The sequence below is a fragment of the Collimonas sp. genome (assembly GCF_035566555.1).
In the GTDB taxonomy this organism is placed as follows: domain Bacteria; phylum Pseudomonadota; class Gammaproteobacteria; order Burkholderiales; family Burkholderiaceae_D; genus Collimonas.
On record NZ_DATMRB010000017.1, the window covers coordinates 1 to 14848 of the forward strand.

Here is a 14848-nt window from a genome sequence, read left to right on the forward strand (position 1 = left end):
ATCATTGAACTTGAAGCCGGTTTCGATTTCAGCCAGAGTTTCGCTGTCGCACTCGATGTTGAGGCAGACGTAATGTGCTTTAGCCAGTTTCTGGATCAGGTATGCCAGTTGGCGGCGGCCCCAGTCTTCCACGCGATGTACAGTGCCGCCACGTGTAGTGACGATACCTTTGTAGCGTTCGATCATTGCAGGCACTTGCTCGCTTTGATCTGGATGGACGATAAATACGATTTCATAATGACGCATGTAAGCTCCTTTTGGACTGATTGAAGAATCGCCCACCTCGGCGTCAAGACGAGTGTGGGAAGAGGAAAACCAGCAATATTACGCGCAATTGCAACAAAACTCAATGTTTTCAGGCCCCTGCGGCGACATAGACGTAAGGAAGTGGCTAATCCGCATCAATTTATCTTGCATTTGCACAAATACTGTACAAAAATACAGACTGTTGATATACACAGCACAAATGCAGACTGGCTGCTTGAAGAGCCGGTTAAAGTATTCGTGCCCCTATCGGAACTGGATAGCCTGGAACAACGCAGTTCCCCTGCATTGCCCCAGCTATCAAACCTTGCCTGCAAACACATATGATTAAACTGACCGCCCGCCAACAGCAAATCCTCGACCTGATCAAGGACGCCATCGAAAACACCGGCTTCCCGCCGACGCGCGCGGAAATCGCGACCGAACTCGGCTTCCGCTCGGCGAATGCGGCGGAAGAACACTTGCAGGCGCTGGCGCGCAAGGGCGCCATCGTGATCGCTCCCGGCACTTCACGCGGCATCCGCCTGACGGAAAGCACGCTGCGCAGCCAGGGCACGCAACTGGCGCTGCCGCATCCGGCGCTGATGCAGCTGAGCCTGCCATTGGTCGGCCGGGTCGCTGCCGGCTCGCCGATCCTGGCGCAGGAACACATCCAGGCCAGCTACAACGTCGACCCCGCCCTGTTCAGCGCCAAACCGGATTATTTGCTGAAAGTGCGCGGCATGTCGATGCGCGATGCCGGCATCCTCGATGGCGACTTGCTGGCAGTGAAGAAGGCCGACAGCGCCAGGAATGGCCAGATTGTCGTCGCGCGGCTGGGCGACGACGTCACCGTCAAGCGCTATCAGAAATCCGGTTCGGTAATCCAGCTGCTCCCCGAAAATCCTGACTTTGAACCCATTGTCGTCAACTCCCAGGAAGATTTCGCACTGGAAGGCCTCGCGGTCGGCCTGCTGCGCAGCTGGAACTAAGGCCCTGCCGTTGTACAGCGTCAGGAACGGTCCAGCCGGCGCCGCTTGGTGAGTATCTGGCTGGCGATGCCGCGCAGGATATTGACCTCTTCAGTCTCCAGCTGGGCCCGGGAAAACAGCCGCTTCAAGCGCGGCATCAGCTTTTTCGGGCTGGCGGGGTCCAGGAACTCGATTTCGATCAATGCCTGCTCCAGATGCGCAAACATGCCGTCGATGTCGGTCAGGCTGGCGGCATTGCCCTGAAAGCCGATCTCGTCGGCGCCTGCCGGCGACAAATCTTCGCCGGCAGCAACCCTGCATTCGTAAGCCAGCACCTGCACCGCCTGCGCCAGATTCAACGATGAATATTCCGGGTTGGCAGGGATATTCAGCAGGACATTGCATTTTTCCACCACTTCGTTGGGCAAGCCGTAGCGTTCGCTGCCGAACAGTACCGCTGCATTCAAGCTGGCGTCGCAGGCAAGCTGGGCCGCGAGTGCGCGAGGCGCCGTCAGCGGCGGCGAGAACTCGCGTAATCGGGCGCTCAAGGCTGCGGCAAAGTTGCAGCCCTCCAAAGCCTGTTCGACACTGTCGACAATGCGCGCCGACGCCAAGATGTCCTGGGCGCCGCTGGCGAACGCCACGGCTTCTTCGCGCTGCAAGACATCGGGAAAGCGCGGATTCACCAGAACCAGCTCGGAAAATCCCATGGTCTTGATCGCCCGGGCTGCGGCGCCGACGTTGCCAGGACTGCTGGTTTCCACCAGCACGAAGCGCAAGCGCTGGAAAAGAGGCGTATCGATTTTCGCCGGCTTCATTTGCGCTCCCCACTCAGGCGGCGAGCGTTGTCAAACGAATGAAAATCTGTATCCATCGGTGCTTTCAGGTAAAAGTAAGCGGTCAATTAAGCAATCTAGGTTTAAAATAGCGCCATAATGCGGATTTTTGCGACTAAAAGCTGCTTACTTACCCAAATAAGTATCAAAGCAAGCAGCGTGACAGACGCAGCGCAGTCCGCATCGTTCATTATTATCAATCAATAGGCGGTTCTGTTCCCGGTTGGCACAGTGCCGCCATTTTAACGGAACCCCGATCATGCATCCAATGCTCAATACGGCCATCAAGGCCGCTCGTCGCGGCGCCGCGGTCATCTCGCGCGCCTCTTTCGACCTCGATTTGCTGAAAGTCACCAAAAAGCAGCACAACGATTTCGTCACCGAAGTCGACCAGGCTGCCGAAGCCGCGATCATTGATGTATTGAAGAACGCCTATCCCGACCACGCCATCCTGGCCGAAGAGTCGGGCGCTTCCGCCAACCTGCACGACGACAACGAAAACGTCTGGATCATCGATCCGCTCGACGGCACCACCAACTTCATCCACGGCTTTCCGCAGTACTGCGTTTCCATCGCCCTGCAGCATCGCGGCCAGATCACCCAGGCCGTGGTCTACGACCCTACCCGCAACGACCTGTTCACCGCCACCAAGGGTTCCGGCGCCTACCTGAACGACAAGCGCATCCGCGTCGGCAAGCGCGACAAGATCGCTGACGCCCTGATCGGCACCGGCTTTCCATTCCGCGAGACCGAAGGTCCGGCCATGGACGAATACATCAAAATGTTCCGCATCATGACCCAAAGCTGCGCCGGCCTGCGCCGCCCTGGCTCCGCTGCGCTCGACCTGGCTTACCTGGCCGCAGGCCGCCTCGACGGCTTCTTTGAAAAAGGCCTGAAGCCTTGGGATATCGCTGCCGGCTCCCTGCTGATCAGCGAATCGGGCGGCATCATCGGCGATTTCACCGGCGAATCCGATTACCTGTACAAGGGCGACGTGCTGGCCGGCAGCCCAAAGGTATTCGCACAAATGGTCAGCCTGCTGTCGCCATACGCAACAAAATAAAATCGCGTTGCAGCCCGTGACGGCAAGCAACATCCGCCCTTGCTGTCATTCTGGAAATTGGCATATTTGCCAATTCAACTGCGGGATTGAGAGATTGCAATGCATGCGCAATAATGACATTGGACACTCTTAACGACCATCTCTCAACCCGCAGGAGAGCAACATGGCAGTCAAAGCTATCCCCGACGGCTACACCAGCGTCACCCCTTATCTCGCCATCAATGGCGCAGCCGCAGCACTCGAATTCTATAAAAAAGCGTTCAATGCAATAGAAATACTGCGCATGGAAGGCCCCGGCAACAGAATCGGCCACGCCGAAATCCAGATCGGCAATGCGCGCCTGATGCTGGCGGACGATTTTCCGGAAATGCTGATCCACAATCCCAAGTCGCTCGGCGCAGCCAGCACGAGCATCATGCTTTACGTCGACAATGTCGATGTCACCTACCCGCAGGCGATCGCTGCCGGCGGAACAGAAATCAGGGCGCTGCAAGATCAGTTCTATGGCGACCGCTCCGCCACCCTCAGAGACCCGTTCGGCCATCTCTGGACCATCAGCACCCATATTGCCGACTATAGCGACGAGGAGCTGCGCGAACGCGCCGCGGCGGCAATGAAATAATTTGCGCCGGCCGCCGGCGTGCCCTGTTTCGGACACGCGGCGGTCATTTTCCGCCATCCTCCGTTGAATGCAGCGGAAACGCTTGCCTGTAGCGCGCCGTTGTTATACTCTGCGGCGACACAGCAAATTCTCCAGTCAAATACTGCTGTCAAGGATGTTATCGGGCCAGGGAGCGTATTCCTCGGCCAGGGTGGCTCCAATCTCCTCTAATCCCGTTTGCCTGCGACTGGCGCCTTATCCAAGGCGACAGGCCGATATTATTCTATTGAGTTGTCATGTCTTTTTCTGAACTCGGCTTGTCCGAAGCCATCGTTCGTGCCGTAACCGAACACGGATACACTACCCCTACCCCGATCCAGACTCAGGCGATTCCTGCAGTTCTGGCCGGCGGCGATTTGCTGGCTGGCGCCCAGACCGGCACCGGCAAGACCGCAGGTTTCACCCTGCCTGTACTGCACCGTCTGTCGACTTCTGCCACCAACCCGACCGGCAGCCAGCGCCCGATCCGCGCACTGGTGCTGACGCCGACCCGCGAACTGGCGGCCCAGGTGGAAGAAAGCGTGCGCCTGTACGGTAAATACCTGAAGCTGACCTCGGCCGTGATTTTCGGCGGCGTCGGCATCAATCCGCAAATCAAGCTGCTCAAGCATGGCGTCGACATCCTGGTGTGCACCCCAGGCCGCCTGCTGGATCACATGCAGCAAGGTACCGTCAACCTGAACCACGTGGAAATCCTGATCCTTGACGAAGCCGACCGCATGCTCGACATGGGCTTCATCCGCGACATCAAGAAGATTCTCGCAGTGCTACCGAAGAAGCGCCAGAACCTGCTGTTCTCCGCCACCTTCTCCGACGAAATCAAGATCCTGGCCGACAACCTGCTCAACTCGCCCGCCATGATTGAAGTGGCGCGCCGCAATTCGACCGTGGAAGTGATCCAGCAAAAGATCCACCCGGTAGACCGCGACCGCAAGCACCCGTTGCTGGCGCATCTGATCAAGACTCACCAATGGTCGCAGGTGCTGGTGTTTACCCGCACCAAGCACGGCGCCAACAAGCTGGTCGAGCAGCTGGAAAAAGACGGCATCAGCGGCATGGCGATCCACGGCAACAAGAGCCAGTCGGCCCGCACCCGCGCGCTGGCCGAGTTCAAGGACGGCAGCCTGCAAGTGCTGGTCGCGACCGACATCGCCGCGCGCGGCATCGATATCGACCAGTTGCCGCACGTGGTCAACTACGACCTGCCTAATGTGCCGGAAGACTATGTGCACCGCATCGGCCGTACCGGCCGTGCCGGCGCTACCGGCGAAGCCGTGTCGCTGGTGTGCGTGGATGAACACCAGATGTTGAAAGACATCGAGAAGCTGATCAAACGCGAACTGCCGAAAGAAGTTGTAGCCGGTTTTGAACCGGATCCAAACGCCCGCGCCCAGCCGATCCAGCTGCGCAGCGGCGGTGGCGGCGGCCAGCGCGCCGGTGGCGGTGGTGGCCGCGGCCGTGCTCCCGGCGGCGCGCCAGGCGGCGCCAAGCCAGCCCAAGGCCCATCGCGCGGCCATGGCGGCGGCAACGGTTCGCAAGCACGTCCGGCGGCGCCACGCCGCTCCGGCGGACGCGGTCGTTAAACTCCGCTATAACCAGGCCAGCTGACGGCGCCGCTAACAGCGCCACCGTCGGCTGGCTCGGAAATAATACATGGCAACCGGACCGGCTCAACGGTCCCGGCCTGATCAGACTGGCTCCCAGCAAAGCCGGCCATGCTGCCTTCCCTCCCTTTTCCCCCGCACGCCATCCGCCATGGATCCAGCGTCTGCAGACATCCTTCCGCTCAGTTCAAGCAGTTCGACAATCCCTCGTGGATGGTGGTCGCCGTAGCCGGCAGCGTCGCCAGTATCGGCCTTGCAACCGACAATGCGCTGTAGAACGTCGCGACCGGTGTTTGCGACGCCAGCGGCGTGCGGCATGCCCAAGTCCTTGCATCCACCACCACCTTGCCTGTCGCGCCATCGATCGCGGCATTGCTGCCGGCAAAACTCCAGACGCATTCACCGATGAGGCTGTCCGCCTGCCGCACCGAGCAGCGATAGCGCAAAGCCTGCAGGTTGCTGAATTCGCCCTCGCAGTAGGTGTCGCCACAGATCTCGTCGAAATCCTTCACAAGGCGCCTCTCAAGGCTGCGGAAGGCCTCCCAGCCCTGCTGGTTGGCGGGATAATCGACGGCATCGACATATTCCGGCGCCGCCGTCGCAAACACGGCGCAGAAGCTTAAGCCGAACGCCAGGACAGGCGACGCAATCGGCAAAGCGGCGCCACGCAGGAGCTTCTTGCGGTTGCTCTCAGTGCGACGCCAGACCTTGGAATTTGTACCTGTGGAAGGATGGGATAAAACATGCATGCCGTTCTCCTCGATGACAGATGATCGTGACGGCGCCGCGGCTGATGCGCTGGCGCCGGGTCTTTGACAATGGCGATGTCAATGACGCAATCATAATGTCGCCCGGAAGTGGCGCGCCTTAAGCGCGCGCCTAACTTGCTAGGAAATAGCCATGCAGCGGCGCCGTCTGTTTTTGACCGGACTCACGCTTGAAAAGGCAGGACGGCTGCGCGATGTCCGGCACGGGCCTAGTGTGTACTAGCCGCCGACTGGACTTGTAGCGTCGAGAAATATTGCAAAAAGGGAAATTACTGCAGGATACGGCGGTGATAGATCAAGCTAAAAACTGGTCCGGCCGGAGGGAATCGAACCCCCAACATTTCGGGTAGAAGCCGAATGCTCTATCCAGTTGAGCTACGGCCGGATTCATACGCTTTAGTGCCTGATTCCGATCGTCAGATCGATTCATTGCGCCGCCTGTTTTTGTCAGGCGGAAATGAAAAAAGGGGCTGTCCGAAGACAGCCCCTTTTCTACTTATTGGTCGGAGTACAAGGATTCGAACCTTGGACCCCCTGGTCCCAAACCAGGTGCGCTACCGGGCTGCGCTACACTCCGAGAAGCAAGATAATAAACAGTATTCCGATTTTTGTCAAATTTTTATACAGGAAAATTTTTAAATTTTGCTGCTAAAACCAACCTAATAACGGTACCGCCAGAAGCTTATCTGCTGAAAAACTTGAGAGACGGATTAGACCAGATTTCAGAAAAATATGCGACAAAAAAATCGTCTTTTTCGATAAATATTCAAACTTTTTCCGGTTCTGCTTAATACGTCAGCAGATCGGTAAAAAAGCTGCTGATGTTTTAAGCAAAGCTGTAGTTTTAAATGATTGGTGAAATTATTTTCTGCTGCTTCAATCCTGCCGCAGCACTAATTGCGCGCGCTGGAAAATGACTTTGAAACGGCTGCCTTTTCCATATTCGGAAGAAATTTCCAGGCGGCCGCGATGACGCAGTAAAACATGCTTCACGATCGCCAGGCCCAGCCCGGTTCCCTGCGTCGCGCGCGAACGGGTTTTATCGACGCGGTAGAAGCGCTCCGTGAGCCGGCTCAAATGTTCTGCCGCGATGCCGATGCCGTCGTCGGCCACGGTCAGGCTCGCGCTGTCGTCTTCCATGATCCAGCTGACATCGATGCGGCCGCCGTCAGGCGTATAGCGCACCGCGTTCGACAGCAGATTCGCAAATGCGCTTTCCAGTTCGTCGTGATTGCCTTTCAGGTCGACTTCCTGCACTTGCCACAATGTGATGTTGTGCTTGCCGCCCGACAGCGCCCTCGCCTCTTCGACTATGCGGGTCAGCAACGGCTTGACGCGCACCGTGTCGCCGGATGGCGGCTGCACCAGCGATTCCAGCCTGGTCAGCGTCAGCATGTCAGCCACCAGCCGTTGCATGCGCTGCCCTTGCTCCGCCATCAGGTGCAGCTGGCGCTGGCGGGTTTCCTCGCTCATCTCGCTGCTCAGCGCGTGCTCCAGGAAGCCGTTGATGACCGTGAGCGGGGTGCGCAGCTCATGCGAGGCATTGGCGATGAAATCGCGCCGCATGGTATCCATTTTTTCATTTTGCGTGACGTCGTGGGTCACCAGGATCTGGCGCCGGCTTTCGAAGGAAATCAGTTGCACCAGGATTTTTCGGTCGTGGTGCGTGAAGGGCAAAGGCTGCTCGAAACGGCCAGACAGCATGTAGCCGACAAAATCGGGAGAGCGGATCAGATTGGTCAGCAAGCGTCCTTCATCGCGCTTCAGGTCCAAGCCCAGATGGCTTTGCGCCGCCGGGTTGCACCATTCCAGGTGCATCACGCCATCGACGATCACGACGCCATCCGGCAGCAGACTCATGGCTTGGCGAAAGCGCGCCAGCCACTCCGCCATTTCAGCGCGCGAGCGTTCGTCTTCATGGCGAATATCTTCCAGCGCCGCGAATGCATGCGCCCACATGCCCCAGGTTTTTGGCCGCGGGCGGCCGACCGGTGCGTCCAGCCATTGTTCGATGTGATAGAGCGAGCGCATTTGCAAGAACAGCAGGCTCGCCAGCGACAGGCTGTAGAACAGCAGGCCAGTGATGGCGCCGAAGGCGGCGCCTACCGCCACGGCAACCAGGGACAGGAGAGCGAACCAGAGCAGCGCCGGCACCCAGAATTTACGTGCGCTGCGCGTGCTGTCTACCACCATGGCACCATGGTCACGCTGCCGGCTCGGCGTTGAGCTTGTAGCCGACGCCGCGCACCGTCTTGACGTAGTCGGCGGCCAGGCCGAGCGATTTGCGCAGACGCATGATATGGACATCGACCGTGCGCTCTTCGATAAAGGTATGGTCGCCCCAGACCTTATCGAGCAGTTGGGCGCGCGAAAAAATCCGGTCCGGATGCGCCACCAGGAAACGCAGCAGCTTGAATTCGGCCTGGTCCAGCTCGACTTCCTGGTTATCGACAGTGACCTGGTAGCGGTCGGTATCGATGCGGATCAAGCCATGCGTCAGCAGGCTTTGCCCGAGCTCTGGCACTTTGCGCCGCAGCAGCGCCTGGATCCGCGCAATCAGTTCCTTCGGTGAAAACGGTTTGGTGACATAGTCGTCGGCGCCCGCGTTGAGTCCCCGGACCTTGTCTTCGTCCATGCCTTTGGCGGTCAGCATGATGACCGGCAGCGTGGCGCTGCGGGGCTGGCCGCGCCATTCCTGCAGCAGCGCCAGGCCGGAGGTGTCGGGCAGCATCCAGTCCAGCAATACAGCCTTGGGCAAGACCCCGACGATAGCCTGACGCGCCTCGGCGGCGCTATACGCAATCTCACAGGAAAAACCGGCATCGTCGAGCGTAAAACGCAGCAGCTCGGCAATGCCAGGTTCATCTTCGACAATCAGGATGTGGGTTTGATATTTCGACATCAGGCATTAACTCTATTCAATCCAGCAATTCAATCCCGAGGGTACACGCCTCAGAGCGTTACTTTATCCGCAATCCGGCGTGCCATTGCCTGCGCCAGCTCCGCACTCTTGGCTTCGACCATGACCCGGATCAGCGGCTCGGTGCCGGAGGCGCGGATCAGCACACGGCCGTTATCGCCAAGTTCGCGCTCTACCGCCTCTTTCTCCGCCACCATGGCCGGATTTTTCTGCCAGTCGAAACCCGCGCTCACTTTTACGTTGATCAAGGTTTGCGGATACAGCGTGATATCGGCAGTCAGTTCGGCCAGCGTTTCGCCATCGCGCTTCAAGGCCGACAGCACCTGCAGGGCCGAGACGATACCGTCGCCGGTCGTATGCTTGTCGAGGCACAGCAAATGGCCGGAGCCCTCGCCGCCCAGGTTCCAGCCGCGTTCCTTCATCACTTCCAGCACATAGCGGTCGCCGACCTTGGCCCGTGCAAACTCCACGCCCATCTGGCGGAAAGCCACTTCCAGAGCCATGTTCGTCATCAGGGTGCCCACCGCGCCTTTTACCGCGCCGGTCTTCATGCGGTCCTTGACCATCACGTACAGCAGTTCATCGCCATTGTAGATGCGGCCGCTGGCGTCCACCATCAGCAAGCGGTCGGCATCGCCATCCAGCGCAATCCCAATATCCGCGCGGTTGGCGCGCACCGCCAGCGACAAGGCATCCGGCGCGGTAGCACCAAAGCCGTCATTGATATTGAAACCGTTCGGCTGGTTGCCGATGGCGATCACTTCCGCGCCCAGTTCATGGAATACGTGCGGCGCGATGTGATAGGCGGCGCCGTGGGCGCTGTCGACCACGATCGTCAGGCCGCGCAAGTCCAGCTCGTTAGGGAAGGTGCTTTTGCAGAATTCGATATAGCGTCCGGCCGCGTCGTCCAGCCGCCTGGCCTTGCCTAGCTTGTCGGAAGCGACGCAGTCCATCGGCAGTTCCAGCGCTGCTTCAATCGCGGTTTCGACCGCATCCGGCAGCTTGTTGCCTTGCGCGGAAAAAAACTTGATGCCGTTGTCTTCATACGGATTGTGCGAGGCCGAAATCACGACCCCGGCTGCCAGGCGCAGGGCCCGGGTCAGGTAAGCGATAGCCGGCGTCGGCATCGGGCCGGCCAGCATGACGTCCACGCCGGCGGCAGCAAAGCCTGCTTCCAGCGCCGCTTCCAGCATGTAGCCGGAAACCCGGGTGTCCTTGCCGATCAGGACGGTCGGCTTGCCGCCGCCTGCTTTGGCCTGCGCCAGCACCTTGCCGGCGGCGTAACCCAGCTTCATGACGAAATCAGGGGTGATTGGCGCTACGCCTACACGGCCGCGTACGCCGTCGGTGCCAAAATATTTTCTAGTCATTTCAACCTTCAGTCAGTTTTCTTGTGAATCGCAATCACATTGTTTTTGAAATTTGCGCGGCATGCCAGACCTTGAGCGCGTCAACCGTCTCCGCCACATCATGCACCCGCACGATCCTGGCGCCCTGGGCAGCCGCCGCCAAGGCCGCCGCCAGGCTGCCGGCCAGACGCCGCTCGACCGGCTTGCCGGTGAGCTCGCCCAGCATCGACTTGCGCGAGATTCCCGCCAGCAGGGGCAGGTCCAGGCGGCGCTGAATATCACCTATGCTTTGCAACAATGCAACATTATGCGCCAAGGTCTTGCCAAAGCCAAAGCCTGGATCGATGCTGATGCGATTTCTTGCAACGCCGGCCAGCTCCAAGGCAGTAACGCGCTCGATCAGGAAGGCGCTGACTTCGGCCACCACATCCTGGTATTCCGGCCTGGCCTGCATGGTTTGCGGATCCGCCTGCATGTGCATGACGCACAGGCCACAATCGCTATCGTTCACCGCTTCCAGCGCACCGGCGCCGCGAAAGCCGTTGATATCGTTGATCAGGTCGGCGCCGGCGGCAATCGCCTCGCGCATGACTGCCGCTTTGTAGGTATCGATGGAGAGCGGCTTGCCGCAATCGCGCAAGGCGTAGATCGCCGGCATGACGCGGTCCAGCTCTTCTTGCAGCGACAGTGCGGGACTCCCCGGACGGCTCGATTCACCGCCGATATCGATGATGTCGACACCATCGGCAATCATCTGTTCTGCATGCGACAAGGCAAATTCCAGCGCGTGGAATTTGCCGCCGTCGGAAAACGAATCGGGCGTGACGTTAAGGATGCCCATCACTAGCGGCCGCGCCTCAGGCGTATTGACCGGCAGCCGGTAGCGGCCGCATTGAAAATATTGTTGCATGGTGAGTTAAATTGGATCTTGAAAACGGCTTGCCTGGGACTTGAAGATTTTCCGCAGCGGCATCAGGCCAGGCCATACCGGCGCTCAAACAAAAAGGGCGAGGATCGCTCCTCACCCTTGCAGATATCTCGTGCATTCACAAGCGACGCCGGCCAGGCGCTGTCAGCTGGATCAGGCCGGTGCAGTAGCCGTCGGCGTCACACCGCCGGACGAATTGTCGCTAGGCGCCTTGCGCACCGAACTGCCGGCTTTCGGCAAGCGCGGCTCCAGGCCTTCCATGATGTCGTTGATCTGGTCGGCGTCGATGGTTTCCCAGTCGAGCAAGGCCTTGGTCATGGCTTCGACCTTTTCCTTGTTCTCTTCCAGCAGGCGACGCGACAAAGCGTATTGCTGATCCAGGATGCTGCGGATTTCCGCATCAACCTTTTGCTGGGTCGCTTCCGATACGGTCTTGGACGACATGCGGCCAAAGTAAGCGTCTTGCTCGGTATCTTCGTACACCATGGTGCCCAGGCTTTCCGACATGCCGTAACGAGTCACCATCGCCCGCGCCAGCTTAGTCGCGCGTTCAAAGTCGTTGGAGGCGCCGGTCGACATCTGGTGCATGAAGATTTCTTCGGAAATACGGCCACCGAACAGAATGGCGATCTCTTCCAGCATCTTGTCCTTGTACATGTTGACGCGGTCATGTTCAGGCAGCTGCCAGGTCAGGCCGAGCGCAAAGCCGCGCGGCATGATGGTGACCTTGTGCACAGGGTCAGCCTTCGGCAGCAGCTTAGCGACCACGGCATGGCCGGATTCGTGATACGCCGTATTGCGGCGTTCTTCTTCGCGCATGACAGCCGACTTGCGCTCAGGACCCATGACGATCTTGTCCTTGGCATCTTCGAAATCCTGCATCTCGACCAGGCGCTTGGCGCGGCGGGCGGCAAACAGCGCCGCTTCGTTGACCAGGTTGGCGAGGTCGGCGCCGGAGAAGCCAGGCGTACCGCGCGCCAGGATGTCGGCCTTGACGTCGGTCGAAATCGGCACCTTGCGCATATGCACATTCAGAATCTGCTCGCGGCCACGGATGTCCGGCAAGCCGACCACCACCTGGCGGTCGAAACGGCCCGGGCGCAGCAAGGCTTTGTCCAGCACGTCGGAACGGTTGGTGGCGGCGATCACGATCACGCCGGAGTTGGCTTCGAAGCCGTCCATCTCGACCAGCATCTGGTTCAGCGTTTGCTCGCGCTCGTCGTTGCCGCCGCCCATGCCGGCGCCGCGATGGCGGCCGACCGCATCGATTTCATCGATGAAGATAATGCAGGGAGCGTGCTTCTTGGCGTTTTCGAACATGTCGCGTACGCGGGAAGCGCCGACACCGACGAACATTTCAACGAAATCCGAACCGGAAATGGTGAAGAACGGTACTTTCGCCTCGCCGGCAATGGCGCGCGCCAGCAAGGTTTTACCAGTACCCGGAGGACCAACCATCAGCACGCCGTGCGGAATGCGGCCGCCCAGTTTCTGGAACTTGGTCGGATCGCGCAGGAAATCGACCAGCTCGGACACTTCTTCCTTGGCTTCATCGCAACCGGCGACGTCGGCGAAGGTCACGGAATTGCTGTTCTCGTCCAGCATGCGCGCTTTCGACTTGCCGAACGAAAAAGCGCCGCCCTTGCCGCCGCCCTGCATCTGGCGCATGAAGAAAATCCAGACGCCCAGCAACAGGATCATCGGGAACCAGGAGATGAAGATCTGCTGCAGGAACGATGGCTCTTCCGGCTGCTTGACTTCGAATTTGACGTTGTTGTTGACCAAGTCGCCGATCAGGCCGCGGTCCAGCATGGTGATGGCGGTTTTCACTTTCTTGCCGTCCGAAGTGCTGGCGACAATGCTGCTGCCTTCGATCGTCGCATCGGTGATATGCCCGGCCCGGATTTCAGTAATCAGATCGGAATAGGCAATCGGTCCAGCACCGCTGGCTAGTCCGCGCCCGTCGAACTGCTTGAATACGGTGAAAAGCACCAGGGCGATGACCACCCAGATGGCGGCTTTGGAAAACATGTTGTTCACTAGAACTCCTTGGACGCGCTGCGCGCCTGACATAGGTACAGCATCGAGATATTCCTTTGATTTTACTCGGAATAGGTACAGCTTGCTAGGAGGCTGGCCTGAGTTAAGAGGCCTTGGCTGAAAAAATAGCTAAACAAATATTTTTTTCAGCCGCTTGCACCGGATTCCGGGCTGCCCCCTGCGGCAAGATATGCGGCCACCCCTATGAAAATTCAAGGAAAAATTGCTGCTTAACGTGGATTTTTCAATATCTTTCCGAGAAGGAATATTTCCGAAGACTTGTCGCGGCTGGCCTTGGGCTTCCTCGACGCCACGGTTTTGAATTCCTGGCGGAATTTCATCAGCACTTCGTTGTAGCCAGTGCCATTGAAGCACTTCGCCAGCAAGGCGCCGCTCGGCTTCATGTGCATTTGTGCAAATTCAATTGCCAAATCGATAATTTCTTCGACCCGCGCGGCGTCGGAAATGGCGATGCCGGACAGATTCGGCGCCATGTCGGACAGCACCAGATCCACCTTGCGCCCCTCCAGCAAGCGTTCCAGCTTGCGCAGGCTGTCGGCCTCGCGGAAGTCGCCCTGAATGAAATGGACGTCAGCGATGGGGTCCATCGGCAGGATGTCGAGGCCGATGATCATGCCGTGGATGCCGCCACCATCCTGGCCGGCCAGCTTGTTGCGGGCGTACTGTGACCAGCTGCCGGGAGTGGAGCCAAGGTCGACGATGATCTGGCCAGGCTTGATCAGCTTGTCCAGTTCGTCGATCTCTTTCAGCTTGTAAGCGGCCCGCGCGCGGTAGCCTTCTTTCTGCGCCAGCTTCACATAAGGGTCGTTAATGTGGTCGTGCAGCCAGTTTTTGTTTAATTTCTTCTTTGCCATTCGCGTAGAATACCGTTTTTAAGGAATTTTTATGTTGAAACTTACATCTGCCGAGCGTAGCGAGCTCCGTTCCCAGGCCCACGGTCTGGATCCTGTGGTCCTGATCAGCGAAGATGGCTTGAAGCCAACCCTGATGAAAGAGATCGATTTAAGCCTGAATGCGCATGGCCTGATTAAAGTGCGTGTATTCGGTGATGATCGCGAGGCACGGATCGCCATCTACGAAACTATTTGTGAAAAGCTAGGCGCGGCGCCGGTGCAGCACATCGGCAAGCTGTTGGTCTTGTACCGCCCACAGAAAGACGCTGCCAAGGAACGCAGCGAAACCCGCGGCCGCGGCATGCGTGAAGTCACCATCGTCAAGCCCAGCCCGAGCGGCACCAAGCGTCCGTCGGTGACCAAGGTCATGGTCAAGGGTAATGAGCGCGTGACCCAGGGCGGCAACATCAAGCGCGCCAAACCGCGCCAGAAAAGCAGCAAGAAGTCGGCATTGGGTCGTTAATGACCGGCCGCTTCGGCAGCCATCACATGTCAATACCGAGGGGGCCGTATTCCGGTACGGCGGCGCAAGCATTCTGCTAGCGCCCTCCC

Annotated in this window: 14 protein-coding genes and 2 tRNA genes; 5 read left to right on the forward strand and 11 right to left on the reverse strand. The window is 58.8% G+C overall.

Annotated features, from left to right (window positions below; all coding sequences use genetic code 11):
• Positions 1 to 246: 30S ribosomal protein S6 (rpsF, locus tag VNZ65_RS02975; RefSeq protein ID WP_325661050.1), on the reverse strand; the 246-nt coding region annotated here is incomplete at its 3' end.
• Between the two features lie 341 nt (positions 247 to 587).
• Between rpsF and lexA the strand changes: the two genes are divergently transcribed.
• The gene (lexA, locus tag VNZ65_RS02980; protein ID WP_325665926.1) at positions 588 to 1235 is read left to right on the forward strand and encodes a transcriptional repressor LexA; all 648 of its coding nucleotides are present in this window, start codon (positions 588 to 590) and stop codon (positions 1233 to 1235) included.
• A gap of 20 nt (positions 1236 to 1255) precedes the next feature.
• Here the strand turns inward: lexA and VNZ65_RS02985 are convergent, their stop codons facing one another.
• Entirely contained in the window at positions 1256 to 2032 is a 777-nt protein-coding gene (locus VNZ65_RS02985; RefSeq protein WP_325665928.1) for an RNA methyltransferase, read from the reverse strand.
• Positions 2033 to 2309: 277 nt separating this feature from the next.
• Between VNZ65_RS02985 and VNZ65_RS02990 the strand changes: the two genes are divergently transcribed.
• The 3 genes from VNZ65_RS02990 (at position 2310) to VNZ65_RS03000 (ending at position 5357) form a co-directional block, all read left to right on the forward strand.
• Positions 2310 to 3113, forward strand: coding sequence for an inositol monophosphatase family protein (locus tag VNZ65_RS02990; protein WP_061946271.1), 804 nt, complete (start codon positions 2310 to 2312; stop codon positions 3111 to 3113).
• Between the two features lie 163 nt (positions 3114 to 3276).
• Positions 3277 to 3735 carry a VOC family protein gene (locus VNZ65_RS02995; protein ID WP_325665932.1) on the forward strand — a complete coding sequence of 153 codons (459 nt, stop codon included), beginning with the start codon at positions 3277 to 3279 and terminating at the stop codon, positions 3733 to 3735.
• A gap of 275 nt (positions 3736 to 4010) precedes the next feature.
• On the forward strand, positions 4011 to 5357 hold the full coding sequence (locus VNZ65_RS03000; RefSeq protein WP_061941597.1) for a DEAD/DEAH box helicase: 1347 nt from the start codon (positions 4011 to 4013) through the stop codon (positions 5355 to 5357).
• 203 nt (positions 5358 to 5560) lie between these two features.
• Here the strand turns inward: VNZ65_RS03000 and VNZ65_RS03005 are convergent, their stop codons facing one another.
• The 9 genes from VNZ65_RS03005 to VNZ65_RS03045 form a co-directional block, all read right to left on the reverse strand.
• Positions 5561 to 6127 carry a hypothetical protein gene (locus tag VNZ65_RS03005; RefSeq protein WP_325665935.1) on the reverse strand — a complete coding sequence of 189 codons (567 nt, stop codon included), beginning with the start codon at positions 6125 to 6127 and terminating at the stop codon, positions 5561 to 5563.
• A 326-nt stretch (positions 6128 to 6453) separates the two neighbouring features.
• Positions 6454 to 6530: transfer RNA gene (locus tag VNZ65_RS03010), tRNA-Arg, on the reverse strand.
• 115 nt (positions 6531 to 6645) lie between these two features.
• A tRNA-Pro gene (locus VNZ65_RS03015) sits at positions 6646 to 6722 on the reverse strand.
• Positions 6723 to 7021: 299 nt separating this feature from the next.
• Positions 7022 to 8338, reverse strand: coding sequence for a phosphate regulon sensor histidine kinase PhoR (phoR, locus tag VNZ65_RS03020; protein ID WP_325665937.1), 1317 nt, complete (start codon positions 8336 to 8338; stop codon positions 7022 to 7024).
• A 10-nt stretch (positions 8339 to 8348) separates the two neighbouring features.
• Entirely contained in the window at positions 8349 to 9047 is a 699-nt protein-coding gene (locus VNZ65_RS03025) for a winged helix-turn-helix domain-containing protein (RefSeq protein WP_325665939.1), read from the reverse strand.
• 50 nt (positions 9048 to 9097) lie between these two features.
• On the reverse strand, positions 9098 to 10435 hold the full coding sequence (gene glmM / locus VNZ65_RS03030; protein ID WP_325665941.1) for a phosphoglucosamine mutase: 1338 nt from the start codon (positions 10433 to 10435) through the stop codon (positions 9098 to 9100).
• A 34-nt stretch (positions 10436 to 10469) separates the two neighbouring features.
• Entirely contained in the window at positions 10470 to 11324 is an 855-nt protein-coding gene (folP, locus tag VNZ65_RS03035; RefSeq protein ID WP_325665943.1) for a dihydropteroate synthase, read from the reverse strand.
• A 171-nt stretch (positions 11325 to 11495) separates the two neighbouring features.
• Complete coding sequence (gene ftsH / locus VNZ65_RS03040) at positions 11496 to 13382, reverse strand: ATP-dependent zinc metalloprotease FtsH (RefSeq protein WP_061941607.1); 1887 nt, start codon at positions 13380 to 13382, stop codon at positions 11496 to 11498.
• A gap of 230 nt (positions 13383 to 13612) precedes the next feature.
• Positions 13613 to 14257 carry an RlmE family RNA methyltransferase gene (locus VNZ65_RS03045; protein WP_325665946.1) on the reverse strand — a complete coding sequence of 215 codons (645 nt, stop codon included), beginning with the start codon at positions 14255 to 14257 and terminating at the stop codon, positions 13613 to 13615.
• A gap of 31 nt (positions 14258 to 14288) precedes the next feature.
• Here VNZ65_RS03045 and VNZ65_RS03050 point away from each other — a divergent pair, with 31 nt between their 5' ends.
• Complete coding sequence (locus VNZ65_RS03050) at positions 14289 to 14759, forward strand: YhbY family RNA-binding protein (protein ID WP_061941611.1); 471 nt, start codon at positions 14289 to 14291, stop codon at positions 14757 to 14759.
• Positions 14760 to 14848: the final 89 nt, after the last annotated feature.